27 protein-coding genes and 1 tRNA gene are annotated in these 22532 nt (G+C 48.5%); 18 read left to right on the forward strand and 10 right to left on the reverse strand.

The features are described 5' to 3' along the window. Nucleotides 1–133: 133 nt before the first annotated feature. Nucleotides 134–436, forward strand: a complete 303-nt coding sequence (locus tag VFH06_01660; protein HET6746792.1) for a hypothetical protein — start codon at nucleotides 134–136, stop codon at nucleotides 434–436. Between the two features lie 53 nt (nucleotides 437–489). On the opposite strand, the gene VFH06_01665 is transcribed toward VFH06_01660, so the two are convergent. The 3 genes from VFH06_01665 to VFH06_01675 all read right to left on the reverse strand — a co-directional run bounded on the left by VFH06_01665 (nucleotide 490) and on the right by VFH06_01675 (nucleotide 3996). Further along, nucleotides 490–1803 carry a class 1 isoprenoid biosynthesis enzyme gene (locus tag VFH06_01665; protein ID HET6746793.1) on the reverse strand — a complete coding sequence of 438 codons (1314 nt, stop codon included), beginning with the start codon at nucleotides 1801–1803 and terminating at the stop codon, nucleotides 490–492. Next, entirely contained in the window at nucleotides 1800–3170 is a 1371-nt protein-coding gene (locus VFH06_01670) for an ATP-binding protein (GenBank protein ID HET6746794.1), read from the reverse strand. Before VFH06_01670 ends, VFH06_01665 begins: the two co-directional genes overlap by 4 nt. A 151-nt stretch (nucleotides 3171–3321) precedes the next feature. Then, the gene (locus VFH06_01675; GenBank protein ID HET6746795.1) at nucleotides 3322–3996 is read right to left on the reverse strand and encodes a response regulator transcription factor; all 675 of its coding nucleotides are present in this window, start codon (nucleotides 3994–3996) and stop codon (nucleotides 3322–3324) included. A 312-nt stretch (nucleotides 3997–4308) separates the two neighbouring features. Between VFH06_01675 and VFH06_01680 the strand changes: the two genes are divergently transcribed. Further along, on the forward strand, nucleotides 4309–5019 hold the full coding sequence (locus VFH06_01680) for an NUDIX domain-containing protein (GenBank protein ID HET6746796.1): 711 nt from the start codon (nucleotides 4309–4311) through the stop codon (nucleotides 5017–5019). A gap of 74 nt (nucleotides 5020–5093) precedes the next feature. After that, the gene (locus VFH06_01685) at nucleotides 5094–5714 is read left to right on the forward strand and encodes a 3'-5' exoribonuclease (protein ID HET6746797.1); all 621 of its coding nucleotides are present in this window, start codon (nucleotides 5094–5096) and stop codon (nucleotides 5712–5714) included. Nucleotides 5715–5769: 55 nt separating this feature from the next. Here VFH06_01685 and VFH06_01690 read toward each other — a convergent pair whose 3' ends face one another. From VFH06_01690 to VFH06_01700, 3 genes are all read right to left on the reverse strand, one after another. Next, nucleotides 5770–6000, reverse strand: coding sequence for a hypothetical protein (locus VFH06_01690; GenBank protein HET6746798.1), 231 nt, complete (start codon nucleotides 5998–6000; stop codon nucleotides 5770–5772). A gap of 131 nt (nucleotides 6001–6131) precedes the next feature. Beyond that, nucleotides 6132–6461 carry a hypothetical protein gene (locus VFH06_01695; GenBank protein HET6746799.1) on the reverse strand — a complete coding sequence of 110 codons (330 nt, stop codon included), beginning with the start codon at nucleotides 6459–6461 and terminating at the stop codon, nucleotides 6132–6134. Next, complete coding sequence (locus VFH06_01700) at nucleotides 6461–6799, reverse strand: hypothetical protein (protein HET6746800.1); 339 nt, start codon at nucleotides 6797–6799, stop codon at nucleotides 6461–6463. Before VFH06_01700 ends, VFH06_01695 begins: the two co-directional genes overlap by 1 nt. Before the next feature lie 107 nt (nucleotides 6800–6906). Between VFH06_01700 and VFH06_01705 the strand changes: the two genes are divergently transcribed. From VFH06_01705 to VFH06_01745, 9 genes are all read left to right on the forward strand, one after another. Further along, on the forward strand, nucleotides 6907–7440 hold the full coding sequence (locus VFH06_01705) for a hypothetical protein (GenBank protein HET6746801.1): 534 nt from the start codon (nucleotides 6907–6909) through the stop codon (nucleotides 7438–7440). 103 nt (nucleotides 7441–7543) lie between these two features. Beyond that, nucleotides 7544–8407, forward strand: a complete 864-nt coding sequence (locus VFH06_01710) for a hypothetical protein (protein ID HET6746802.1) — start codon at nucleotides 7544–7546, stop codon at nucleotides 8405–8407. Then, entirely contained in the window at nucleotides 8404–9393 is a 990-nt protein-coding gene (locus VFH06_01715; protein HET6746803.1) for a UbiA prenyltransferase family protein, read from the forward strand. The genes VFH06_01710 and VFH06_01715 overlap by 4 nt, the downstream gene beginning before the upstream one ends. Then, nucleotides 9390–9959 (forward strand): hypothetical protein, encoded by a 570-nt coding sequence (locus tag VFH06_01720; protein ID HET6746804.1) that lies wholly within the window; start codon nucleotides 9390–9392, stop codon nucleotides 9957–9959. The genes VFH06_01715 and VFH06_01720 overlap by 4 nt, the downstream gene beginning before the upstream one ends. Next, a complete protein-coding gene (locus VFH06_01725; GenBank protein HET6746805.1) occupies nucleotides 9956–10564 on the forward strand; it encodes a hypothetical protein in 609 nt (202 codons plus the stop codon). Before VFH06_01720 ends, VFH06_01725 begins: the two co-directional genes overlap by 4 nt. Nucleotides 10565–10649: 85 nt before the next feature. Then, a complete protein-coding gene (locus tag VFH06_01730; GenBank protein ID HET6746806.1) occupies nucleotides 10650–11051 on the forward strand; it encodes a hypothetical protein in 402 nt (133 codons plus the stop codon). Between the two features lie 173 nt (nucleotides 11052–11224). After that, nucleotides 11225–12520 carry an MFS transporter gene (locus VFH06_01735; protein HET6746807.1) on the forward strand — a complete coding sequence of 432 codons (1296 nt, stop codon included), beginning with the start codon at nucleotides 11225–11227 and terminating at the stop codon, nucleotides 12518–12520. 50 nt (nucleotides 12521–12570) lie between these two features. Continuing rightward, nucleotides 12571–13092 (forward strand): RNA polymerase sigma factor, encoded by a 522-nt coding sequence (locus tag VFH06_01740; GenBank protein ID HET6746808.1) that lies wholly within the window; start codon nucleotides 12571–12573, stop codon nucleotides 13090–13092. After that, nucleotides 13089–14351 (forward strand): hypothetical protein, encoded by a 1263-nt coding sequence (locus VFH06_01745; GenBank protein ID HET6746809.1) that lies wholly within the window; start codon nucleotides 13089–13091, stop codon nucleotides 14349–14351. The genes VFH06_01740 and VFH06_01745 overlap by 4 nt, the downstream gene beginning before the upstream one ends. On the opposite strand, the gene VFH06_01750 is transcribed toward VFH06_01745, so the two are convergent. Then, nucleotides 14348–14746 (reverse strand): hypothetical protein, encoded by a 399-nt coding sequence (locus VFH06_01750; protein ID HET6746810.1) that lies wholly within the window; start codon nucleotides 14744–14746, stop codon nucleotides 14348–14350. The two genes, VFH06_01745 and VFH06_01750, sit on opposite strands and share 4 nt — an antisense overlap. Nucleotides 14747–14859: 113 nt before the next feature. Here VFH06_01750 and VFH06_01755 point away from each other — a divergent pair, with 113 nt between their 5' ends. Then, nucleotides 14860–15537: a cysteine hydrolase gene (locus tag VFH06_01755; GenBank protein HET6746811.1), complete on the forward strand. Its 678-nt coding sequence runs from the start codon at nucleotides 14860–14862 to the stop codon at nucleotides 15535–15537. A gap of 80 nt (nucleotides 15538–15617) precedes the next feature. Here VFH06_01755 and VFH06_01760 read toward each other — a convergent pair whose 3' ends face one another. Further along, on the reverse strand, nucleotides 15618–15953 hold the full coding sequence (locus VFH06_01760) for a hypothetical protein (protein ID HET6746812.1): 336 nt from the start codon (nucleotides 15951–15953) through the stop codon (nucleotides 15618–15620). 158 nt (nucleotides 15954–16111) lie between these two features. On the opposite strand from VFH06_01760, the gene VFH06_01765 reads away from it, so the two are divergent. Further along, the gene (locus tag VFH06_01765) at nucleotides 16112–16459 is read left to right on the forward strand and encodes a nucleotide pyrophosphohydrolase (protein HET6746813.1); all 348 of its coding nucleotides are present in this window, start codon (nucleotides 16112–16114) and stop codon (nucleotides 16457–16459) included. A 1101-nt stretch (nucleotides 16460–17560) separates the two neighbouring features. Continuing rightward, nucleotides 17561–19315, forward strand: coding sequence for a right-handed parallel beta-helix repeat-containing protein (locus VFH06_01770; GenBank protein ID HET6746814.1), 1755 nt, complete (start codon nucleotides 17561–17563; stop codon nucleotides 19313–19315). 322 nt (nucleotides 19316–19637) lie between these two features. Here VFH06_01770 and VFH06_01775 read toward each other — a convergent pair whose 3' ends face one another. Both VFH06_01775 and VFH06_01780 read right to left on the reverse strand, forming a co-directional pair. After that, nucleotides 19638–20147, reverse strand: a complete 510-nt coding sequence (locus VFH06_01775; protein HET6746815.1) for a hypothetical protein — start codon at nucleotides 20145–20147, stop codon at nucleotides 19638–19640. A 216-nt stretch (nucleotides 20148–20363) separates the two neighbouring features. Further along, nucleotides 20364–20440: transfer RNA gene (locus tag VFH06_01780), tRNA-Met, on the reverse strand. A gap of 88 nt (nucleotides 20441–20528) precedes the next feature. Here VFH06_01780 and VFH06_01785 point away from each other — a divergent pair. The 3 genes from VFH06_01785 to VFH06_01795 all read left to right on the forward strand — a co-directional run bounded on the left by VFH06_01785 (nucleotide 20529) and on the right by VFH06_01795 (nucleotide 22432). Continuing rightward, a complete protein-coding gene (locus tag VFH06_01785; protein ID HET6746816.1) occupies nucleotides 20529–20960 on the forward strand; it encodes a hypothetical protein in 432 nt (143 codons plus the stop codon). 177 nt (nucleotides 20961–21137) lie between these two features. After that, complete coding sequence (locus VFH06_01790) at nucleotides 21138–21674, forward strand: hypothetical protein (protein HET6746817.1); 537 nt, start codon at nucleotides 21138–21140, stop codon at nucleotides 21672–21674. A 143-nt stretch (nucleotides 21675–21817) separates the two neighbouring features. Continuing rightward, nucleotides 21818–22432, forward strand: a complete 615-nt coding sequence (locus tag VFH06_01795) for a hypothetical protein (GenBank protein HET6746818.1) — start codon at nucleotides 21818–21820, stop codon at nucleotides 22430–22432. Nucleotides 22433–22532: the final 100 nt, after the last annotated feature.

The following is a 22532-nucleotide window of genomic DNA, read 5'->3' on the forward strand; positions in this document are numbered from 1 at the left end:
CTACCGCTGAGCTTCGCTTTTTTGTCGAACGACATCACGCTACTCTGCCGGCCGACATCGAACTAGAGTAAGTCTCGCCTAAAATGCTATAATTAAATAGCCAGCGAAGATTCTTTTGAAAGGGTAGCAACGAGTGTCTGATGTACTTCGGATCCAGCCATACGACCTTTCATCCCGTCCAACGGCCAACAGTCCGACGGCGTACGCCACGTGGCCAGCAAGTAGCGAGCTTTCGGGCGAACAGCGAGGCGAAATCCGAAACAAAATAGTGGCAATCAGCGAAATCGCATCGTGTAACTGGGACGACGAAGGTCGTCTCCTTTTGGAGCGCAGGCCGGATCTGGTCTGGCGCACCGATGTGGGACAGCAGATCTGCGACGTGGTTTCCACATACCTAGAGAAGCCGCTAGACCTTGAAATAGGGAGGGCGGGATAGTTTCTTCGAGGCGGGCGAGTACTTCACGAAAAAGTGAGTGCTCGCCTTCTTCATTATGATGATTTGCGGTAGGTAGAGATAAACTGTTTGTAGTCGGCATGGGTACGTACGGATTGATTGGCGGTAGAGGTTAGCCTTTCGAGCAAGTCAAAAAGGGGCCCGTGTGGCAAAAAGCAACCACTCTTAAGGAGGTACTTCCTTGAGAGTTGAATATGCTCTTTAATCAAGGTATTCGTTGCTTCCATGGAATATAGCCAGAAGTCTTCTTGCATATGCGCAACCAAAGAATTTATTTCATAAGTGCCAGGGCGTATCCGGGCGTGGCGCAAGATATAGGTGACAACCGCACTACCGCTTCCCTTGCGTATATCTTCTTGCCAGTCATAAATATCGTCTGTCAGTTGCCGGGCGATAAGATAATGCCTGATGCCTTTTTCAATTAAGTGACGTGAAGGGGCTGTTTGATGGCAGAGATATGTGAGGGCCATTGGTCCGAGCGCATGGCCAAAAGAACGGCGGGCAAGGCCTTGGAACCGGTGATAGCGAGGAAGAGAGGGGATGATAATTGAGTTGCCGTCTTGTATAAATTGACAATTTGCCAGCTCCCATGAATTTGCTATATCCATATCGTCAAAGGTCGAGGTGACTAATTTTGAAAAAGGGTGATCAGAAGGGAAAAGCGAATGGTATCTTGTAAGCGCTAAGCGGTGGGCGCAGTTAGCGACAGGCAAGCCTTCGACGCCTGATTGCTCGTCAAGGAGGTGGTCGTAAATGGTATACGCCATCCAGCAATATACATTAGCTTCTCCTAGTAGGGTAAGCGGCAGGTTAGACGGTGTCGCTGCTAACGTGCTTGAGAAATGGCTGGCAAAGAGAGGGATTTCGAAGTGCGTATCCGCCTTTTTAATGCGCTGAAGAAACTGTAAGGCAAGCGAACGAAGCGGCTCGTCGAACTGTGTAATCTGAGCGGTGACGGTAGAAAAAACAGTATCGGCAAGGGGCGTCGAGGTCTTTTGAAAGGGTTGCCGTAAGAGTAGGGCAGCGTCGTATTTTCTTAGTAGCTCTGTCACTTCTCTGCTCTGCTTCCCTGCCCGTCGCGCGTTGATGAATAGCGTTACGCCCGGCAGTGGTATATGAAGGTAAACAAACAGGTAGCCGACGGCAATATTAGTGAGGAGATCGGGCTCTCCGTGAGCATTTCGGTACGGACCGCCCGGTGCCGTTTCGGCGGCGATGAGTCGCTTGATAAGCCGTGCCATCGTTGCTCCGTCGGGTTTTGTGCCGGTGGTTAGGGAAGTGTCTGCGATTTGTACACAGACCTCATGAAGCGGGCTCTTCCCTATCCAATCTATCGTGCGTGTACTCATGAGTGGGCGAGAGGAAGCTCGATAACAAAATCTGTCGAGTCTGTGGTGTCGGCAAGGGCGAGATTTCCTTTGAAATGGGTTTCGGTAATCTTTTTTGCTATAAAAAGTCCGATGCCGAGTCCATCTTTTTTGCTACTTTGAAGTGGTGAAAAAAGCTTCTTGCGCTGAGTAGGGGTAATGCCCACGCCTTTATCGCGCACCGTAATAAGAAGTTTCTGCCCAACTACTTCAACGAGTACGGATATAGGCTTTTCTTTTGCTGTTTTGGGGTAGGCCTCAATCGCATTGCGGATAAGGATTCCAACGATATGATTGAGTCGAAGCGGATCACCATAAAGAGGGGGGTGGTTTTTTGGTGAGATGAGAGTGATATCGGCACGCGCTTCGGCAGTCTTTGGTGCGAGAATTTTAATACTCTCTTCAAGGCAAGCGACGGCATCGAAGTGGTGAGCCTCATTTTTACCTTGTAATTGTTTGCGCACCTCACTGACGGCATGATCAAGGTAAGAGATACTTTCTTCAACGTGATGAACGGTTTGGCTGTGTTGTTGCTTTTTGAGGTCGGCAATATCGAAGTTAAGCACAGAGAGGTGATTGGCTAAATCATGAAGCAAGGCTGCGCTTAGTTGGCCCATTTCCGCGAATTGATACAGCTGTTCCATCTCCTCCAGCTGAGCTTTTTGCAACTGACGCGTCCGTTCGCGTACACGAATCTCTAGGAGTTTCTTTTCGTTAAGAAGTGCTTGCTCGGCACGCCTGCTTTTGAGAAAGAGGTATTCGGTTTGTCGCCCGAACAGCCAGGAGATAAGTGCAAGTATGCCAAGGAGTGTACTATATGCGGCTGCATCTCCAAAGTGGGACGGGTTAACAGTATTAGAGAACAGTGCGGTGTGGTGTAGCGTAATAAACGTTTGGATTGCAAAGATAGAGATAATAGCGCAAACGGCAGCATACAGTGTATGACGCGCTCCGAGTAAAATTCCTGCCAGGATGATAGTGATGGCAAAGATAAGCAGCCCGAACGAAGTGTTGAGCCCCCAGCCGAGTAAAACGATGACGGAGATAAAAAAATAAAATGAAATCAGGATTTTTGAGGCAGCTGCCCGGCGATTTCGAATCCAGACCATATACCCAATACCAAGATAAATAAGCCCCACAACACACAAGAAGATCCGACTGAGGACATAGTTGTTGTGAAATGCGAAATAGCTAACAACAAGAAGAAGTGATACGACCGCAATCAAAACGAAAGATCCGATAAGCAACGTCTCAAAAACGGTCCTGTATTCGCTTGAGGGATCCATTGCATTTGATGGCGACGGGGAATAAGGGCCTCGTGCTGATGTGTGTCTCTTTTGTCGTCTCATCTTTTACCTAGTCGTTGGCGGACCGTTTCAATCAAACCAAGGCGCACCGACTGTGAGCTCTTGCGATAAACGCTGCTCTATACTTTCCGCGTCGCGGGCATCTGTGTCAGTAAGAATTGCATATACTGTTTCTTCCATGTGCCTCCCCTTTCTAGTTAGAATCATCTACCATGTATCCAACCCCATATGCCGTTTTGATAAGAGGTGAATCAAATGGTTTGTCAATTTTGTCTCTCAGATATTTAATATGGACGTCTATTGTATTATGCCAGCTTTCTTTCGTGGTGTCCCACGCGTGGTCAAGAATCATATTGCGAGTGACGGCACGACCCCGGTTGCTGACAAGATATTCAAGGATATCAAATTCCTTACGACGCAGCGAAATGGGCTGACCGGCTCGCTGGACTTGGCGCCGATTTATATCGATGGTGAGGTCCTTGACTTTAAGTATATGGTGGTTGTATCCGTACTGATGCCGTCGGAATAAAGCATGAATCCGGGCGGTAAGCTCGCGTGGGTCAAACGGTTTAACCAGGAAATCATCAGCACCGTAGTCGAGGAGAGTGACACGACTATTGCTGTCCTTTATCCCTGAAATAATAAGGATAGGGGTAGTTATTTGGGCTTTGCGGAGTTCTTGGCATATTTCACGTCCATGGATATCCGGAAGATTGAGGTCGAGTAATATAACAGCGTACGACGAAGATAAGGCTTTGGTTTTGCCTTCTTGGCCTGTTGAGGCCGTATCAACAACGAAGCTCTTTCCGAGGTAGTATTTTATTCGTTCGGCCAAGCGAAGATTGTCTTCGATAAGCAATATTTTCATCGTTAGTACCTTTAGCTCTCAGTAAGAAATAATTCTAACTCTTCTTATAATAAGGTCTAAATATTAAATTACTATTAAATTTTAATCTTCATTTAACATTTAATTAATAAAGAAGGATGTACGGGGGTGAAACCGAGGAGTGAAAAAGTCCCTCCTCGGTACCTGCCAGCCTTTGTAGAGACGGGTGCCACGAGGCAACCGTTCAAGCATGATCTACTCCTCACATGGCTCGTAGGTGAACTTTCCCACCAAAGTTAAATCTATAATCCCACTTTTTTATTGCTAAGTCAAAACCAGGTATGATAAGTGTACATGAATAAAACTAATCGAATGCATATCGATCATTACTTGCAAGGAGTGATGCTTTCTAAGTTGGCCGCTTCAGATACGCCGCTTCGTTTTAGTGAGCTGAAGGATGATGGAATCGAGAATAGCTTGTTTATGTATCACGCGAACAAACTCATTGCCCGTGGAATGTTAGAAAAGACGGACAAAGGGTTTTACCTTACACCCAATGGTGCGCGGTGGGTAAATACTATGACCTCGGATATGTGGTATACCAAGCCGACACCACGACCACTTATCCAGTTTGTGATTACTAGGGACAATGAAGTACTTCTTAGCTCCCGTACAGGCCAGCTTAAAGAGCTCCTCAACGACTATATGCTACCGGGCGGGCTGCATAAGCTGGGCTTTTCTGCCGATGATAATGCTGCTCGTATTGTCACCGAGTGGTGGGGAGAAAGTACTATTTCTTTAGAGTTTCTTGCTGTAGTAGAGACTATCGCTACCCATAGGGACGGATTTACGCACCATAGCCTCTCGCACATCTTTAGAGGCGAGGCGGATACCGGGGTACTGCCTCCTCGGGATCCTCGTTTTGAGTTCCACTGGGTACCTATAGAGGCAATTCGGGCAGACAGCGAACTGTTTGCGAAGAGTCAGTTCGTTCCCCTCTTTATGCAAAAAGTACAAAGCGAAACCGTGGCCGCCAGAGAGGTGATTCGCATCGACACCATTTAGTAAAAAATATTTTACTGACTATTGCAAGCGGGCATACCATAATAGGCTCCGAAATAACGAAAGGAGCCTAGACTATGGCAAATCATGAACAACTTGCGAGAAGAGGACAAGAAATAATTAAAGCGGCACCACAACTTTATTTTGATGTGGATGTGGAAGCGGATGGGGTTCCCGGGTACGGATCGCTGTTAAGTGTAGGGGCGGTGAGTCCGTGGGGTGAAACATATTATAGCGAGCTAAAACCGTCGAGCGAGCGGTTTATAAAGAGTAACCGTGAGTTTTGTGAGGCGCATAATCTGGAGCGCACTCGTCTTATGGACGAGGGACGGAACCCGGATGAAGCGATGCGTGAATTGCGTGATTGGGTAGGTGATGTGACGAACACGTATGAGAAAAATCGCCCGGTATTTTCGGCATTCAATGCAAGCTTTGATTTTCCTTGGGTGGATCTTGCCATGCGCGAAGCGGAGCTGAAGAATCCGTTTGGCATTGCGGGCTATTGTATTAAAAGTCTGGCGAATCACCTATCGCGCGACTATGATTGGCGAAAGACGGCCAAGGGCAACTTGCCTGCCGAGATTGTGCCCGAGGGTGACTTTACGCATAACGCTCTTGAAGACGCCGTATATCAGCAGAAAATCCACAATGCATTAGTTGGTAAATTGAAGCAGGGTCAAGAGCTCGGAATCCTTTAATTAAAGATAGCCTACCCGCACGCCATGTGTGAGTAGGCTATCCAGACGTGACGAACTACGCGGCGGTCAGCGGGGTGACCTCTTCGACGCGGCGGAAGCGCTGCACGAAGTCGGTGAGGGGAAGCTCGTAGTAGGGATGGGTGATGTCGGCGGGGCGCCACTCGAGCTTGATCATGCCCGTGTCGTAGTCGATGCCGACCACTTTCGCCTGCCGCGAATCCATGCCGTTCTTGGATTCCCACATCTGGTCGCGCACGATGCCGGGATCACCATTACCGGAGTACATAATCTCTCTCATTCGTCGAACGTATCTGGCTTGAAAATAATACCATCATTGCAAACATTGGTCAAGAAAAGTAAAACCCCGACTCTAGCGGGAAGGAGCGGGGCTCTACTTTCCTTTTTGGTGTCGGGGCGTTATACCTTCTGGAAATAAAAGGTGTTGTCGGCCTGCATGGTGAATTCGACGCCGTATTGCTCAGTGAGGCCGGGTGTTGTGAGGCTGGTCAGGATCTCCGCGTGATTGACGACCCCGCGCTTGGTTAGCGTGACAGCCACTTGCGCCATTGCCTCCAAGCCTTCGGCCTTTTTCTGAGCCTCTTCGTACATGCTCCTCACAAGCTCGTTCGAGCTCATGGTGGCGCGCGCCGAATCGAGGTTATCCGTGCTGGAGTTCGGCGAAGAGCCGGTGTGGGATGCTTGCTCATCCAATCGGTGCCAACGGCGCCTTCTGAACCTTTCGGGCATTACTTCTCCTTCTTCTTGGCCACCTGGATCATGTAGATCGCGATGGTCTCACCGTGGACCCTGTACACGACATTGACGCTGCCGACCACCTCGTCTTCGTAGCTCGGCAGCACGAGGCATCCGGCATAGTACTCGCTTTTGGTGACGATCGTACCCATGTCGTGCGGGTCGAGCTGGTTGTTCTCGAGGTAGTCGAGAAGCCGGTCGCAGAATTCGTCCCGCGCCTCCTTACCACTCCCCTTGGCCTCGAGAGTCTCGAGCCCTCGGCCAATAGCCGGTTCGTCGATGAATTGCGCTACGTAACGAATGTCACTCACGAAAGAAGAACCTCCAATCAATCCGACGACTACAACATTATAGTTTTAACATGGTATGTTGTATTGGTCAAGTTAGCTATGCTATGATGACGATGCTACTTTTTGTACTGCTACGATGAGGAGAAATCGTGAACAGGGAAATCGGGTTTGAAGAATTCAAGGAGCGGGCCAAAGCCAGAGATTTCAACCCCCGCAACGTGACGGTGATGTGGAAATGGCTCGCGGAACACCGGGGAGGCTACGAGCTGCGAGATTACGTCCTGACAGACTGCACGATCCCTCTGGAGACCATTCTGAGTTTTACTCCGTCTATGGCGGAAGGCGCCAAAGGGGTAAGCCTGGTTTTGCTTAAGGTATACAGGTTTGTCTATCAGAGTCTGCTGGACGACCCTTCACCTCTCCCCGATCATGACGAAGAGGTAACCCGGGAGAATCTGAGGAAGTTCGCACCCGACGTGCACCCCGGAACGATTACATCAGCGTGGCATGAGTTTCGTCGAGCGATGAGTGGTTTGTCGGAGGAGCAGCCCCTTATCGAACAGCTCGAACTGTTTTGCGGACGCATGGAGGACAGGGACAACTGGCCTATAGCGTTCAAGCCGGCGTATGACAAGCTGCTGCGTGACTGGCTGAAATCCCTCCAGTCGCAGCAAGGCAAGTAGCAACGAAGATCCGTGATCGGGCTCACTGCGAGAAGCCGACCAATACCAGCTACGGTAATGCTGGTTTTTCCATGCCAAAAGTTTTATTTGCTATACTGTGGCTATGAAGCCTGGTGGAACAAACAAAACAATTCTCCAAAAAAATTTCTTCTCTACGGAATTGTTACTTCCTCTTATTTTGTTATCTTTAGCAAGTTATGGAGTGGTCCAATTGACGCCGCTGCTTACTCACAATACTGGGGCGACCCAGCCCGCTACGTGGCAGCTTGTCATTGTAGGAGTAGGGATTATACTATTCAGTTCGCTTTTTCTTACCTATGCAGCTAAGCTTATCGGTCTCACGCGGGGGTGGTTGATATTGGGCGTGCTATTCAGCTCGTGTATGATAATCACGAAATTCATCCTTATTCCAGAAGCGCTTTACTCTCAAGTTTTTACTCTTAAACCCGGTGGATTTGATCCAAACAGTACGGGTGGGTATTTTACTATAGCAATCGTGTTATTTATTGTGTATGCCGCTATACTTATGTCTACATATAGCTATCACCGTAAAAGAGTAGCGGCTGTGCTTGAGAATAAAGAGCTCATGATGGAAGAGCCAAAGAGCATGGCCATGGTAACTATACTTATTCTCCTGGGTCTTATTGCAGTGCTGGCATCGGGAGCTGGTGCTATTTTGCTATTTCCATTGTTCTTCCTTGGTGGGCCGGTGGATTATGTGAATTATGCACTGGCGGGTGGAGGGATTGTTTTGGTCTTGATGACGGTAATGACGATCGTACTTTCATTAAAATATCTCCAGCATGCCTCAAACAAAGCTATCGAGGCAAAAGATGCGACTATTTTGGCGGTTACCTTTTGGATCGGCTTGTCGCTTATTTTGGTGTATCACGTACTATGGGTGATATTTATGGGCGTTCTTCTTGCCCTGTGGCCATTTAAAACGATCTCGCCAAGCGGAAAATGAGGTATCTTCGCCTTCTTTTTCATATGATCCGCTATAAGTCGGCACTTGTTTTGGTGTTGTTTATGACACTAAGCTCGCTGATACACGATCCGGTGATCTCCCATGTTTTCAAATGGCAGACGCTTATTATGGCTGTGGCTTTGGTGTTGGTGTACGCGTGCGCTACTTGTATTAACGATCTTGCAGATTGGAAAATAGATAGGGTTAATTTGAAGGGTCATGCTGATCGACCGCTAGTAACCGGCGAGGGAAGCAGAAAAGATTTAATCATTCTTGGCATTATTGCGGCGATGGTTGCGATAAGCTTGGCACTCCTGATTAACCCCATTGCGGTGATAGTCGTATTACTGGGATTGGTGCTTAATGCAGCGTATTCTCTTCGTCCTCTACGGATATCACATCGCCCTATCCTTACGCCGTTTTATTTGGCGCTTTGTTATGTTCTTGTTGCGTATCTTGCCGGATTTGCAGTTGTATTTGCGGCAGAATTACAGTTTAATTGGCTGTACTTGAGCGCGTTTTATTTTCTCTTTTTGGCGCGCATTAGCCTTAAAGATTTTCGAGACAGAAAAGGCGATGCGCTAGCTGGAAAACCTACCTTAATCTTAAAGTATGGAAAAACGGCAGTATGCATGTTGAGCAGTACAGCTGTCGCTGTAGGAAGTATCCTTTTAATGATGGCGGTGAATAGGCCTTATTTACAGGTGGTAGTTGGAGGCTTTGCAGTGTGCCTTCTGGTCATTGAGTATAGATTGTATAGATCACGGAGCGAGCTTCACGAACTACTCTCTGTGGGATATAGCGCGAGGGTGGGAAATGGGATATCTTTTGCACTTCTTGGTACGCTAGTGTTAGAGGCAAGCGGTGCAGCGACATCGGATATAGTCATTTTTTATGCCAGTTTGGTATTGCTTTATGCCTGGATGGTTTGGGATTATGTGAAGCATCCGGAGTCATTTTACTTTGGTAAAAAGAAAGTCGTATGAGCGAGAAAGAATTCTTAGTTATTATAGGCCCTTCAGGCGTAGGAAAGACGAGTGCCGTCAAGGCTCTGAGCAGACGGAAGGTTCTTCACCCTATTCCCTCTTGGACAACACGCTCTTTGCGACCTGGCGAAGAGGATGAGCGAGTTGACCATATCTTTGTTAGCGAAGAAGAATTCGAGCGTCGTAGCAAGGCAGGTTTTTTCTTGGAAGAAGTACGAATGTTCGGATTGCCTTACAGGTACGGTCTGCCCAAAATTGAATTTAAGTCAGATACGGTTGTTCCTGTTTTGTTACTTCGAGCGTCGCTCGTCTCCCTTCTTCGAAAACACTATAGTAATTACCGTATCTATCAGATTGAAGATAGTTTTGAGCGCGTAGCCAAGCGGCTTCGGCGGCGCGAAGAACAGGGCGAGGAACAGGGCGAACGGCTGGTAATGTATAAAAAGGAAATAGCCTTGGGAAGAAGTGTTGCCGACAGGATAATAGAAAATAAGGAGGATCTTGAGGGGCTTAGTGCGAAAATCGAAGAGTACGTTCGGCAGGACTTTAAGGAGATCGTTACGTGATTGTCTTCCTCATTACGGCCTTTTATTTTCTGACACTCTTTATTGGGATTGAGTACATAGCGAGAAAGACTGCCGTCGTGACCGAGGTATCTCGTAAGTTAGCTCACATACTCGCTGGCATCAGCGCAGCTTTTCTGCCGCTCGTGCTGCCATATCCCTCGATAGCCTTATTGGCCGGTGTATTTTTAATCGTGATGATGATTTCTCGGAAGTTGCACGTGTTTACCTCTATTCATGATGTGACACGCCGTAGCTATGGTGAACTGTTTTTTCCGATTGTGATTGGAGGCATGGCGTTAATTTTTCCTCAGAATATCCTTTATATGTATGGTGTCTTGGTGATGGCTTTAGCGGACGGATTAGCGGGATTGCTCGGCACTTTTTATGGCCGCGCGACATATAGTTTGGGAAGAGCACAGAAAAGTTATTTGGGAAGTGGAGTATTTTTTCTCGTTTGTGTGGGTATTGGTTGGGTGATGACGCCGCAAGAGAGTGTAATTATAATTGCGATTATTTTGACATGTGTAGAGGCGGTAAGCTCAAAGGGGTTGGATAATCTGCTTCTGCCGCCTATAGCAGCGATCCTTATGGCAGCTCTGGGGTAGCTGCTATTGCATTTATTTATTATTTGTTTTATTATATCGATTAGCTCCCTCGTGGAGACACCTAACACCTGAAGGGGTGACTATAGTGTTTGAGCTCAGTGGCTCGTTCGATTCACTGGACCCGGAGAAGCGGCGCAAGCTCGCGGATTACCTGGAGGTGCGCAACGAGTACCTCGAGATGACGATCAAGCTCAACGAGCTGCGCATCCGGACGCTCGTGGAACCGACGGCCGCCAACCAGGACGCCGTGAACAACTACGCCTCCGCGGTGCTCGCACCGATGCGTGCGAAACACAACGAACTGGCGTCGAACCTGGTGAGAGACGCGGTCAACGTGGAGAGCCTCAAGGGCATGCTTCCCATGCTGGCCATGGCGCTCACCAGCTCGATCGACGTGCCGCTCCTGCTGACGACGCTCAACGTCGATCCCGACATGATCGAGAAGATCGTCGGCGAGGCGTCGTCCTTCTTCAAGAGGGGCATGTGACCTTCTGAAGACCAGAGGGGCGGAGAGTTATACTTTTCGCCCCTCTGGTAACCCGAAAATATGGCCTGCTTGAAATTGCGAGCCTATGAGTAGGGCTTTTTTCATGTCCAATAACGGCATACTCTTTCTACGCTTCTTTCGGGAATAGTGCCGTAATCTGTTAGAATGGTGAAATGAAACATTTTTATCAGGTCCTCTTTAATACACTTATCGCCAATGTTACAACCAGTTATCTTTGGTTTGCATTGACGTTTTGGGTATACCTTGAGACTAAGTCAGTCCTAGCTACGGGTATTATCGGCGGTGCATATATGCTCTTAATAGCAATTTTCAGTATTATCTTTGGTACGATCGTCGACCACAATAAAAAGAAGCGTGTTATGGCATTTTCGTCGATCTTTACGCTCGTGTGCTTTGTGATCGCCAGCCTGGTATATCTCTATTTCGACAAGAGTCAGCTACTCGATTGGACCGGGCCGGTCTTTTGGTTATTCACGATGATTATCCTCATTGGTGGCGTGATTGAAAATATGCGCAACATCGCACTTAGCACGGTAGTGACGCTGTTGGTACCAAAGGACGATCACGATAAAGCCAACGGCATGGTCGGAACAGTACAAGGCGTTGCCTTTATGGTAACAAGCGTCTTTTCGGGACTTTCCATCGGTTTTTTGGGCATGGGGTGGACATTGGGAATCGCTATTTTTCTTACGGCCGTCGCGGCAATTCACATTCTATTCGTAAAGATCCCTGAGAAAGAAATCGTGCATGACCCGGAACTAGAAAATAAAAAGATTGACTTAAAGGGGAGTATCGCGGCAATCCGCGCCGTACCTGGCCTTGCCTGGCTTATCGTATTCTCGACATTCAATAACCTGGTAGGCGGTGTGTTTATGGCTCTTATGGATCCATACGGACTCACACTCTTCCCAGTAGAGATATGGGGCGTCGTGTTGGGAGTGACGAGTATCGGCTTTATCATTGGTGGGACGGTTGTTGCCAAAAAGGGTCTTGGTAAGAACCCACTAAGAACAATGCTTCTTGTAAATATAGGAGTAGCGATATTAGGCGGTTTGTTTACTATTCGTGAATGGTGGTTGTTGTATGGGGTGGGTATACTCCTTTTCATGTGCCTCATGCCTATTGCAGAGGCGGCAGAGCAGACCATCATTCAGCGCGTCGTTCCTTTGAAGCGTCAAGGCCGAGTGTTTGGCTTGGCACAGGCTATCGAGTCGGCAAGTTCGCCTATCACCGCTTTTATCGTGGCACCAATAGCTCAATTTGCTATCATTCCCTACATGCAGTCGTTGCAGGGGAAGCAGACGCTTGGCTGGCTGCTTGGGGATGGTCAGGCTCGAGGTATTGCACTGGTATTTGTTGTGGCAAGCCTTCTTATGCTTGTTGTTGTGCTATTTGCTTTTAGAACTCAAGCGTATCGGCGATTATCGGAGTTTTACCAGAAGGCATAAACTCTTAGCCCTCCGCGAAATATATTCGCTTCTTTCTTCGTATAAAGGGTATGATAGATGAAAATAAATGCATCTCGGCGATCATAAAAGGAGATGCTAACCAATACAGAATACTTGTTGAGCGGTATCAAACGGGTCTCATTATTCACTGCGAAAATCTTTTAAAAGATCGCGAGGATGGTGAAGATGTCGCCCAGGAGGCATTTATAAAAGCCTACAATAATCTGGCGGCATTTTCCAAGGATAAGGCTAGATTCTCAACGTGGCTGTATAGAATAGCAACGAATCTTTGTATCGATCATTTGCGCAAAAACAAGCGGAAAGTACATATTGAGAATGTGGAGGAGTATGTTGACACCATCCAGCTACGGGCGCTTGAGCAAAACGACGTCGTGGCAATCCGCCAAGCGGTCGAAACACTTGAGCCACCGCTCTATTCACAAATAATAAAGGCTTATTTTTGGGAAGGTAAAAGTTACAAAGAAATCGCTGAATTGCACAATACATCTATAAATACGGTGGGAACCTGGATAAGCCGGGCAAAAGCTCAGTTGAAGGAGAAGCTTGTATGAAAACTATAATAGATACCTATATTGCTGCGGCTCGTCCCGATGACAGCCAAAATGCTAATGTATTATTTACCGACAGGGTAATGACCAGCATTACCTCCAGCGAAATATTTTCTTCCGCAATTCGTAAAACGAGTGTTACTAAAAAGGAGACACTGTTTATGAAATTACGTCACTTACCAAAAATAGCGATTATTGCCATTGCTATTGGCGCGCTGCTTTTTGTTACAGGAACGACTTATGCTGTAGTGCAAACGATTTCAAATCTTTCACATGTGAAAGTTGATGAATCAAGCACCAACGAATTTGGTCGAAAACAGCTCAGCGTCAAATTTAATAGCTGTGATGAACAAAAGAAAGAAGGAACGACGTACGAATTGAAACGAGGAAGTAACCTCTCGGCTGAAGATGGTGCGAAGGTTTTGCAAGCTAAGTGTGATATGGACACGCTGACTTCGTGGATTCAAAACGATGCTCAATCGGTAGAAAAGATGGGCAACTTTGCCCGAACATACACGCGACTTATGCCGGGGCTTAATACCGCAGATATAGTAAAAGAAATCAAAGGGAATACACTCGTGCTTGAACATCGTGGCGAGCGACTGCTTGCTGAGGATGCTCGCGTGGTGGAAGAAAACAAGGTCATTCCACGGGACACTTTGAAAGTCGGTGACGCGATTGTCTATTTTGTCCCTGCTACTTTTGGAGATATGGGAGTTGCGCAAGAGTCTAAGGACGCAAGCGGAGTAGTTATCTTTAAACTGCCACTGCCGGCGCAGTATTACAGCCTGGAGTATCAGTCGTATGTGAACGTTCGTGCCGCATGCGATGGTAATCCTGAGCGCACATGTTTGAAAAGCAATGGTATTAACCATACGACACTTGTAGTGACGTATGGTGGAGGGCTACCATCTATGTCAGATCCACGAACGCCACGTGAAATTCAAGGACGAGTAGTCAGTTATGATGCAAACTTAATAAAGTTAGATGTAGGCAAGGGTGTCATTTACACTATTCAAACTCCAAGGAGTATTATTGACCAATACAACCAAAACAAAGTATATACCCTCGCAGGTTTTGATAACATTTACGCCAACACAAGTCCGGAAGATTTGAAGATAAAACTAGGTGACAGTTTAAGTATTGGCTATCTCGAGTCAGCTAATGAATTTTCTTCAACCATTGCATGGAATCAGGTTAGCGGCATAAGTCTGATGGTGGAACGGACGCCTAAGAACTTGGATGTCCTCCAAAAATACTAAGCTTCGTCTTGTGGTCGGCTGAGGGTTGCTAGTTTGGCGATACCCCAGCCGATCAGGGCGTACACTACAATGGCAACAACAGTACTTACCTCAAAAGTAAACTGGCCATATGTAGGTTGGTAATTGAAAATGCCAAAGAATGGCGCTGCGAAAATACCACTGAGTGAGTAAACAAAACTAACGAAAGCTGCCGTATCGTTGGCTGCCAATAGTAAGAGCACGAGGCGGAGCGCCAGAAGCGCGATAATAATACCGGTAATATACCACACCACTCGGCGGAAAATGATCGCACCTGGTGTCGTCGTCGTTTTTTTGACCGTTTCACGTTGCACATCGGTGTTGCCTACGCGTTCGTTTGTCTCTCGTACCTCGGTTGTTTGCTTGTCTTCTTGCATAACCCCTCCTTAATTAAGAGCTAACTCTATTGTAGCACCTTGCAAAAGGGTATATGGTGCTACAATAGCATTAAGCTTTGAGAGGCTAAAACAAAAACAACAAGGAGAGACAGATGGCTCAGAATGTGCCACTTATTCAACACCCTAGCGGGATCGACCAGAAAATAGTAGATAAAGTGGTAAGCAGAAGAGAGAGACTATACGCTTTCCCTGTTCTTAATCTCTCTAAAACGGCACTTGTCGTCATTGATCTTGATATGGGAACGGGAAGAGATGATGAGGTGCAAGTAGCGAGCATCTCTGAAAATATAAATAGCCTTGCGAGTGCACTGCGAAGTAGTGGAGGGCGGATGGCTTGGGTAACGACACCTATGGAGAAGGCAACCGATAATTTTCGGGCGGTATTTGGTGATGCGTTTGCCGACCTTCACGAGGCTAACGGAAAATCAGGCAAGTCCGATACTATTTGGCCCGAGCTGGAGTATCGGACTGATGATATTCGCGTAACAAAACGAGGTCACAGTGCGTTTTTTCCAGGAAAGTCAGATTTGCATCAACGGTTGCAAGCTGAAGGAGTCGAATCGATTTTAATCGTTGGCGCTGTAACGAATGTATGCTGCGAAGCGTCCGCTCGCGATGCTGCCGAGCTACAATACAAAGTTACCCTTATTTCTGATGCCTTGATTGGCTGGTCGGAAGAGCAGAGCCAAGCAACCTTCGCTACTTTCTTTCGCTGTTATGGAGATGTAAGGCCTAGTGTGGAAATGGTGCAGCTCATTAAAGAAGGATAATTTAGGACATATGAAAACCCCCGCTATGAAAGCCGGGGGTACCTACTTCATTATGAGCCAATAGACCTCTCCAAAAAGGACTATGCGTACTGCGCTGTGAGGGCCGTCACCTTCTCCTGGTGATGCTTCACGATCGACCACAGCTCTGAGCACTCGGGGTTGGTTCTGAGGTATTCGAACGCCACCTTCAGTCGCTCAACCAGCTCTTGTTCGTGGATAGCGTTGTACAGAAGTTCGAACGCCCCCGCGCCGTACTTGGCGATCATGAAAGCGGAGGCGACCAGCATGAACTCAAGATCCACTGTGTTGGAGATGTCCAGAAGGTGCCGGTTTCCCAGGGCATCGAAATCTTTGAACCGGACAGTCACCCGTCCTGGATGCACATGAGAAGGATAGGCGCGCAATACTTCGTACATCAATCTTCACCTTTGTCCGACTAGTAGGGTGTAATGTATGGTACTGGTTTTGTATGGATTTTGCAATTACCTGGTGAATTTAATTGGAGCAATGGTAGAGCTAGCCTCCTGAGATAGCCAAATAGTTTAAGTAAGGACCTGGTATAATAAAGCTCAATATGAGCGATATAAAAAGCTTGCAAGAAAAGATCGCCAAGTTTGTTGAGGAGCGAGATTGGAGCCAGTTCCATAACCCTAAAGATTTAGCTATATCGCTTAGTCTAGAGGCGAGTGAGGTATTGGAGCATTTCCAGTGGAAAAATCACGAAGAAATGGCACAGCATGTTAAAGATAACAGGGAAGATGTAGAAGACGAGCTTGCCGACGTGCTTTATTGGGTACTTCTCATGGCGAATAATCTGGATATAGATGTGGTCGCTGCCAGCGAGCGCAAGTTGCTCAAGAACGCCAAGAAGTATCCTGTTGTGAAGGCAAAGGGTAATCACAAGAAATATACGGATTTGTAGCTATAAGAACGACTTATACCGTATTTTAAGCTACATGAGTTCGCGACAAGAGTAGTTTGTTGTCGCGAACCCATGTATGTCAGTACTGTAGGTGCAGGTAGTCAATCAACGCGAACAGCCTTGCTTTCGTTACCGTTCCAAAATCGACGAAGCTGGACGGGTGTGTGCTTAACAGCGACGACACTATGCAGAGCCATGGCAGCACATGCGTGTTGTAGGACCATCCGTCTTCGGAAGGCGTGCCGTTTTGGGCGCAGCGGCATTGGCCATAACGCTTCTCACATAGTCGGCATATGAACGCAATGCCCTCGACATTGCGGAGTTTAAGTATGAGTTCATACGCGATCCCATGCGCCTGATTGCTGGTGAGTTGCGGGTTTTGGTTTCGGAAAAAATTTGCAATATACTTGGAGTCAATCAACTGTGGCTGCACAAATACCCCTAACAATTAGCGGCAACGGCAAGTGTTATGATATCACAGCACCAAGTCGTTATACTACAGGATAGAGTTAGCTCAGAACATGTTGTAGGTAATTGGCTATATTATCGACCCGTCCGACATCAGGACGTTCAAGATGCTCAGTCCTCCTGATTTGCAAGAGCAGCTCGTTCTACCTTCAAACGCACGAGCGCTTGAAGTAGTCAGGCTCGCAATTCAGATGTGCGTGGACGATCGGCTGTTTTCGGAACCGTTAAATTGGCTAGTTATTATCTGTTAATAAACAAAATCACCCCGAAGGGTGATCGAAATATTCCTTTGGTAGGAGTGCTGCGATCGAAATGGAACATAATACTCCATGAACTGATAGAAATGCATCGTATTGTTGTATTCGCCCAGACGGGTAAACGGGTGTAGTATTACGCGCTAAGGATTGAACCTAGCTCAGCTATCAATTTCAATGTGAAGTGGCAGGTTTGTACTCTTAGCAATTTTTGGCAAAACGCCATTAAAGCCTCCCCAACGGACAGCAACTGAATTTGTAGCGGGGATAGCAAAGTGGCAAGTTTTTCTCATCAGTCTGGCTAAATAGAGTCAAGTAGATGAACATTCTGATTATGCTAAAATAAAATCAACTGTGAATAATTGTAACTGGAGGGCGAGTGGATACAGTGCACGTGAATGCTAAAGTGAATAAAGTACGCTTAGTTTCTCGGTTGCTTGTTCTTCTAGCGGTAGTAACGACGATTGTTACATTTGGTAATTCTCAGCCAGCGTATGCGGCTTCTTTTACAGTGACGAACACAAGCAATAGCGGCTCAGGTTCACTCCGTCAGGCATTGATTGATGCGAACAATAACGCTGGTATTGATACGATTACCTTCAATATCCCCGGTTCTGGCCCTCATGTAATTTCACCGCTGACAACGTATTCTTCAGCCGACGGTTCTCAGCTGGGGAGTGGTCTGGACGGCTCCAACGCCGTCATTATTGACGGCTGTAGTCAACCGGGTAGTGACTGTAGTAAATTCCCGCTTACTCTAAAAGTGCAAATCGACGGTGCAAATTTGCCGGCGACACAAAACTCTATCTTCAATCCGGCAGGCATTAACTCGGTAGTAAAAGGTCTGTCGATTACTGACAGTCGCTCCACTCCACTCTATGCGGCTTTTAGCGCAGATCGTGTCACTAGCGGAGGACGCTTTGTGTGTTTAGGTGGCCTCACTTTGCAGTCAAACTTTCTTGGTATAGCGCCCGATGGCAGCGCGAAAGGACTGATCTCGGGTATCGCCCCATGTGTTTCGGGTACGCTCTCCTTTCCATCCCGTATTGGAGGTGCTAATCCTGGTCAAGGAAACGTTATTGGCAGTATTGCTAACTATGGCATTGCGACAAATACACCGATTTTTGGATCTGGGAGTACGAATGACTGGATCATTGAAGGTAACTACTTTGGCCTAGATCCTACCGGTACTCAGGCTCGGCCAATCGGTGATGGCGTAGGGGCGCTTGATACCGCAATCGCCATATCGGGGGCATATACAGATCCAGTTACTCAAGTGTCTGGGGTAATTATTCGTAATAACAAAATAGCTAACAGTACACGCGGCATTTTTATGTATGCTTCAAGTGGTGTCTTAATAGAAGACAATGAGATTGTTAATAATGCGGTTGCGGGCATCTACGTCGCTGGCGCGGCTAAAACAACGACGGGTACAGGCTTTCCGCCCAACGTCGTACGAACACCCTTTATCATTCGAGAGAATACGATTACGGGTACGACGGGTGGCCCTGGCATTGCTATTTTAACGACTGGTGCTGGTTTTACCGGAACACCAACGGGCGTTACGATACAAAAGAACAGTATTTATGGCAATAGCGGCCCGGGGATTGATCTTGGCAACGACGGTGTGACTGCCAATGGCCCGGCAGGTGTGGCGAGGAGTGGCGCGAATAATCTGATCAATTACCCGGTGCTTACGCATGTTGAGCAAGGATCAATTCGTATAACAGGTACCTACGCGGGCATGCCTAATCAAACGTATACACTCGATTTTTATACCAGTGAATCCGGTGATTCAAGCGGGTATGGCCCTGGTCAAACATGGATTGGATCAACCGACATTACGACTGACGCCACCGGTAATGCACCGTTCTATGTCACCTTTAATACTACCGTACCAGGAGGCCATGTTGTGAGCGCGACAGCTACTAATGCGACGGACGGAACTTCTGAATTTAGTGCATTCCAAGTGATGCCAGATACTCCTATGGCATCACCCACGACACCTTCAGGCTCCGAAGGTCAATTAGCTAATACGGGTGAGAATATGGTCACAGTATATAGTGTAGCCGCTCTGTTAGTCACTGTAGGTGTAGCGGGTATTCTTCGCGCCTATTCGAGACTTCGCGTATAGTGTTGGTTGCTATGGTTCTATTTTAGTAATCTGCTCCAGAAGTGACCGACTCGAAATGGAACCTGATACTTCATGAACTGATTGCTATGAGCAGGATTGTCGAACAGTCCAAGCGAGATGTTATCTTAAGTATTGCGCGATAGGTATTGAACCTAAGTTTAGTCATGAAAATTCTGAGTGCTTTTCGTCCTTTTGAACTCATCAGCATAGACACACATCTACGTAAGCGGTGATGACAAGCAGACAATAGTTTGAGAGACAGGCAAGGAGCCTGCCTGGGTAAATTCCCAAACTACTCCCTGCCTGCCATCACCGCAGTTGATTACCCCATGGCGTTCAGCCCGGCGCGCCCCATCAGGCGGACACCCTCTGGGGAGAGGTGGCCACTCGCCTCGATGAACGAGCCGGAGTCGGCCATCACGCCGTCCGGCTTCGTCATCTCGTCACGACAGAGCGCGATGATGGCATCGGCCATCCAGCCCGAGATCATCTCGTCGAAGACGGCCTGCACGCCACCGAATGCGACGACGAGACCGTCGCGGACGACACTGCCGCCCCACTTGGTCATGCCAGGCACGAACAGGTGAGGTGCCTGCTGCTGGACGACGCGGCTCGGCAGCCCTGTCCTCCAGGACACGTAGGCCTTGGCCTCGGCGATGGTGGTGTACTTCTCGTTTTCCGCTCCGCCCACGACTTCGGCGTACAGGACAGCATCCGTGGGGAGTGCTTCCTGGCCGACGAAGAGCTTGGTCGGATCGAGCACGAAGATCGTTCCCTCGTGCTTGTTCGTGACATCCATCTGCGCGGCTGTGCCGATGGCGGGGACGATCATGTCCCATGCAGTCGCACAGATTCCACGGGTCAACCCTGTGTACATCTCGGACTCATCTCGTGACTCAACTGCGTTAACAGTGAGACTCAATACTCGTAGCTACAAGTACTAAGTCTCACTGTTAAATAATGTCTGCTTGTCAAAAAACGCCTTCGGAGCAGGTGTGCTCACGAAAGCTGAATATATTTTATCATAAAAACTGAAAATGTCTATACTTGGTAGCAGCGACTGGGATTGAACCAGTGACCTTAGGCTTATGAGTCCTACGCTCTAACCAACTGAGCTACGCTGCCATTTAACTTGAGTTATTGTAGCAGATTATTGAGGTGATTTCCAGAGCTTGGTATACTGCTGAGACGGTTATCTGATAAGGGAGGTAGTGTGAGTACCGAACGTGATGGAGCTGTTTCGAGGTTGCTTGATGCGATCGAGGGTCTGAACGTACAGCAGATCAACGACCTGGCGCGCAAGGCTGAGCTGATAGGTGGTTGGCAAATGGCGATGGAGAATGCCGCCGATCGCGCGAAGACAGGAAATCAAGAGCGTCGACCGGACGCGGACGAGCTGATCTATCGGGATCTTGTCGTGTTTTGCGAGGAGATTGGTGCACCGGTTGAGGTGGCGAGTGTAGCGTGGAATAGGTTGCATGGCAAGCGAGGAGGGTTCCCGCCGAACCAGACAAACGAACTGCGTCGTACGCCCATTACGGTGCGTAAACTGCGGTCAGCTGCTGCTGGGATGCCCAGCGGCTCTCGCCACGACAAGGCCCGTCAGGACGAACAGCTCGTTATGGCTTGGGAGAAGACTCTGTAATAACTGCATACCGTGATCAGGCCCGATAAAGGAAGCTGATCGTTGCCAACTACGGGGATGTTGGCACTCTACCCCTTGATTTTAAGGATAAAATACAGAGGTAGGGAGATTGACTTAGTAAGTATTTTATATTAAAGTTATATATGAAACCAGCTTCACGAATGAGGGAGGTTTATTGTGGTGAAAACTACTCGGCCTGGTGGCAGGCGACTCCGTGGAGTCGATTTTGTCGAAAGGGCGGCTGAGTTCGGCTACGAATCTGGGTCGGCGCGTCAGGCATGGCGAACCGTCGTGCAAACGATCAAGAAAGCCACATACAGCGTGTCGGCTGCGTACGACGAATCAGTTACGCGAGTTCAGCTCACTGACTTGCTGAAGTCCAAGCCGGCGCAGGTAAGCGAAGAAAAGTGGCAGCTCATAGTCAAGGTGAGCGAACGGCTGCTTCGTACGGTGACTCGCAAGGAGTTCCACGAGTTTGGCGCTGCGGTGGATGGCGTGACACCAACTGCTGTCGGCCAGGCGTGGAATCTGTTTATGAGGACCGCATCGAGCATGGGCGAATTGCCCGCCAGGACGCAGAACACCGATGAGGTGGAGCTCAAGCATCTCGAGACCTTCTGCGAGTTAATGGAGGATGAGAACAACTGGCCTCCGAACTACGGGCCGACTCACGACTCTCTTCTCCGTCTCTGGCTGACTTTCATCACGCAGTAGTGATCTCCGTGGTCAGGCCTCCTAGCGGGAAGCTGATCAACGCCAACTACGGGAATGTTGGCACCTACCTTGCGATCATTGATTATTTTAAGCTATATGATATAATATTTTTCGGTAGAAACTCGACAAGGAGAGGAGCGACAATGTCGTTCGAAAAACTGATCCAGGACATCGTCGCCAAGACGGCGGGTGGTGCCCAGATCGTGGTCTACGCACCGGTGACTGTCTACGTCAGTACCCCTGCGATGGCGCCGGACCCCCTGGGGCAGGTGCTCGACGTGAGCAAAAACCCCAAGTCCGTGCCCGCCAAGGGTGACGCGTGGAAGGCGGCCGAGAACCAGGCTCAAGCGGCCCGGGACGAGCAGGAGCGCAAGGCTGCGTTGGCCGAAGCGTTGACTGAGGCGAGGAAGCGTACCGCCGAAGGTAAGGGCAAGCAGCCGGAATCTCCGGAAGCCGATGTCGCCACGCCGATGGCGGAAGCCAACTTCCGCGGTACGGTCGGTGAGCAGACGCTCGTCGACAAGGCCCTGAACCAGGAGCTCAAGGGAGCCGTGGGTCACCGCCTGTGGGAACTTCTGAACACCAGCAGGGAACTGCGCGCCTTCTGCGCGGATCTTGGTGTCGACTTTCCGTTGCTCGGCAAGAACGGCATGTTCCGCCGGGCCGACCTGAAGTCGCTGGCCCGACGGGACGGCATCACTCGTGTCAAGGGCTTCGGCACCCGGAGTCAGGCTCTCCAACTCCTGAAGTCGCTGTAATTTTCTCCCTCAGGAGTTCTACTGTTTACCCTGACTCCGCCTCGTAGTGACGGCGGAGTCAGGGTAAAGAATCTACGTAGTGCAACTTGCCCTTTTCAAG

The organism is Candidatus Saccharimonadales bacterium (assembly GCA_035697325.1).
In the GTDB taxonomy this organism is placed as follows: Bacteria; Patescibacteriota; Saccharimonadia; order Saccharimonadales; family Saccharimonadaceae; genus JALRBM01.

What these genes read in the sequence shown, in the direction of transcription:
- VFH06_01760 (HET6746812.1), bottom strand. Translation starts at nt 15,953, where the DNA reads ATGTACGAAGTATTGCGCGCCTATCCTTCTCATGTGCATCCAGGACGG.
- VFH06_01715 (HET6746803.1), top strand. Translation starts at nt 8,404, where the DNA reads ATGAGGTATCTTCGCCTTCTTTTTCATATGATCCGCTATAAGTCGGCA.
- VFH06_01745 (HET6746809.1), top strand. Translation starts at nt 13,089, where the DNA reads ATGAAAACTATAATAGATACCTATATTGCTGCGGCTCGTCCCGATGAC.
- VFH06_01710 (HET6746802.1), top strand. Translation starts at nt 7,544, where the DNA reads ATGAAGCCTGGTGGAACAAACAAAACAATTCTCCAAAAAAATTTCTTC.
- VFH06_01750 (HET6746810.1), bottom strand. Translation starts at nt 14,746, where the DNA reads ATGCAAGAAGACAAGCAAACAACCGAGGTACGAGAGACAAACGAACGC.
- VFH06_01680 (HET6746796.1), top strand. Translation starts at nt 4,309, where the DNA reads ATGAATAAAACTAATCGAATGCATATCGATCATTACTTGCAAGGAGTG.
- VFH06_01740 (HET6746808.1), top strand. Translation starts at nt 12,571, where the DNA reads ATGATAGATGAAAATAAATGCATCTCGGCGATCATAAAAGGAGATGCT.
- VFH06_01795 (HET6746818.1), top strand. Translation starts at nt 21,818, where the DNA reads ATGTCGTTCGAAAAACTGATCCAGGACATCGTCGCCAAGACGGCGGGT.
- VFH06_01675 (HET6746795.1), bottom strand. Translation starts at nt 3,996, where the DNA reads ATGAAAATATTGCTTATCGAAGACAATCTTCGCTTGGCCGAACGAATA.
- VFH06_01665 (HET6746793.1), bottom strand. Translation starts at nt 1,803, where the DNA reads ATGAGTACACGCACGATAGATTGGATAGGGAAGAGCCCGCTTCATGAG.
- VFH06_01735 (HET6746807.1), top strand. Translation starts at nt 11,225, where the DNA reads ATGAAACATTTTTATCAGGTCCTCTTTAATACACTTATCGCCAATGTT.
- VFH06_01765 (HET6746813.1), top strand. Translation starts at nt 16,112, where the DNA reads ATGAGCGATATAAAAAGCTTGCAAGAAAAGATCGCCAAGTTTGTTGAG.
- VFH06_01695 (HET6746799.1), bottom strand. Translation starts at nt 6,461, where the DNA reads ATGCCCGAAAGGTTCAGAAGGCGCCGTTGGCACCGATTGGATGAGCAA.
- VFH06_01685 (HET6746797.1), top strand. Translation starts at nt 5,094, where the DNA reads ATGGCAAATCATGAACAACTTGCGAGAAGAGGACAAGAAATAATTAAA.
- VFH06_01690 (HET6746798.1), bottom strand. Translation starts at nt 6,000, where the DNA reads ATGTACTCCGGTAATGGTGATCCCGGCATCGTGCGCGACCAGATGTGG.
- VFH06_01755 (HET6746811.1), top strand. Translation starts at nt 14,860, where the DNA reads ATGGCTCAGAATGTGCCACTTATTCAACACCCTAGCGGGATCGACCAG.
- VFH06_01775 (HET6746815.1), bottom strand. Translation starts at nt 20,147, where the DNA reads ATGATCGTCCCCGCCATCGGCACAGCCGCGCAGATGGATGTCACGAAC.
- VFH06_01670 (HET6746794.1), bottom strand. Translation starts at nt 3,170, where the DNA reads ATGAGACGACAAAAGAGACACACATCAGCACGAGGCCCTTATTCCCCG.
- VFH06_01720 (HET6746804.1), top strand. Translation starts at nt 9,390, where the DNA reads ATGAGCGAGAAAGAATTCTTAGTTATTATAGGCCCTTCAGGCGTAGGA.